Origin of the sequence: Streptomyces sp. WAC05292, from assembly GCF_003949955.1 — a bacterium.
Taxonomy (GTDB): domain Bacteria; phylum Actinomycetota; class Actinomycetes; order Streptomycetales; family Streptomycetaceae; genus Streptomyces; species Streptomyces globosus.
The window spans coordinates 1-1,424 of the sequence record NZ_RPSE01000712.1 but is presented as its reverse complement, the minus strand read 5'-3'; the positions used below and the strand labels follow the sequence as shown (position 1 = coordinate 1,424).

The window sequence follows — 1,424 nt, the reverse complement described above, 5'->3', positions numbered from 1 at the left end:
CCCGCGTTCCACTCCCGGGCCGTGAGGCGCCGTGCCGCCCCCGGCCCCCGTGTGTGCCTCCATCGCCTGGCCTCCCGTCCGGCCCCTCGGCCTCTCGAAGTATCTGCCCGCACGGGGCGCGCGGGCCGCACGCGCACCCGCGCAAAGAATCTGACGCCGCATCAGAAAAGGGCTTCCGTAGGCCGCCTCGCTGCGGCATGCTGCCGCCCATGCAGACGGAGCTGAGCAAGCAGCTGGGAGTCCCCTACGCCCTCTTCGGCTTCACCCCCTTCCCCGCCGTCGCCGCGGCGCTCAGCCGCGCGGGCGGGTTCGGCGTGCTCGGCGCGGTCCGCTACACCTCGCCCGACGACCTGCGGCGCGACCTCGACTGGCTGGACGCCCACACGGGCGGCCGGCCCTACGGCCTCGACGTCGTCATGCCCGCCGCGAAGGCGGTCGACGGCATCGGCGAAGCGGAGATCGAGGCGATGATCCCGGCTAGGCACCGCGCCTTCGTCCGCGACACCCTCGCCCGGCACCACGTGCCCGAACTGCCCGACGGCGAGGCCTCCGGGTGGCGGATCACCGGCTGGATGGAGCAGGTCGCCCGCAGTCAGCTCGACGTCGCCTTCGACTACCCCGTCAAACTCCTCGCGAACGCCCTCGGTTCGCCGCCCGCCGACGTCATCGCCCGCGCCCGCGACCGCGGCGTCCTCACCGCAGCGCTCGCCGGCAGCGCCGAGCACGCCCGCCGCCACGCCGCCGCCGGCGTCGACATCGTCGTCGCCCAGGGGTACGAGGCAGGCGGCCACACCGGCGAGATCGCCACCATGGTCCTCGTCCCCGAGATCGCCGAGGCCGTGGCACCGCTGCCCGTCCTCGCCGCCGGCGGCATCGGCAGCGGCGAGCAGATAGCCGCCGGCCTCGCCCTCGGCGCCCAGGGCGTCTGGCTCGGCTCCCTCTGGCTGACCACCACCGAAGCCGACCTGCACTCCCGCGCCCTGACCCGCAGACTCCTCGCCGCCGGCTCCGGCGACACCGTCCGATCCCGCGCCCTCACCGGCAAGCCGGCCCGCCAGCTGCGCACCGCCTGGACCGACGCCTGGGACGACCCGGACGGGCCCGGCGCCCTGCCCATGCCCCTGCAGGGCCTGCTCGTCGCCGAGGCCCTCTCCCGCATCCAGAAGTACGAGGTCCAGCCGCTGCTCGGCACCCCCGTCGGGCAGATCGTCGGCCGGATGACCAGCGAGCGCAGCGTCCAGGCCGTCGTCGACGACCTCACCCGCGGCTTCGAGAAGGCCGTCGACCGCATCAACCGCATCGCCGGCCGAGCCTGACAACCGTCGAAAGAGGTGTGTGCAGCGTGAGCAGCCCGAGCGACACCGGCGGCGAGCGGCCGCAGACCCGGCCCCGGTCCGGGCCCCGGCCCCGGACCGGGGCCGGGT

Annotated in this window: 1 protein-coding gene; it reads left to right on the top strand. The window is 75.3% G+C overall.

The annotated features are described in order from the left end of the window. The first annotated feature begins 209 nt into the window (after positions 1-209). Positions 210-1,316 carry a nitronate monooxygenase family protein gene (locus tag EF903_RS32550; RefSeq protein WP_125548527.1) on the top strand — a complete coding sequence of 369 codons (1,107 nt, stop codon included), beginning with the start codon at positions 210-212 and terminating at the stop codon, positions 1,314-1,316. Positions 1,317-1,424: the final 108 nt, after the last annotated feature.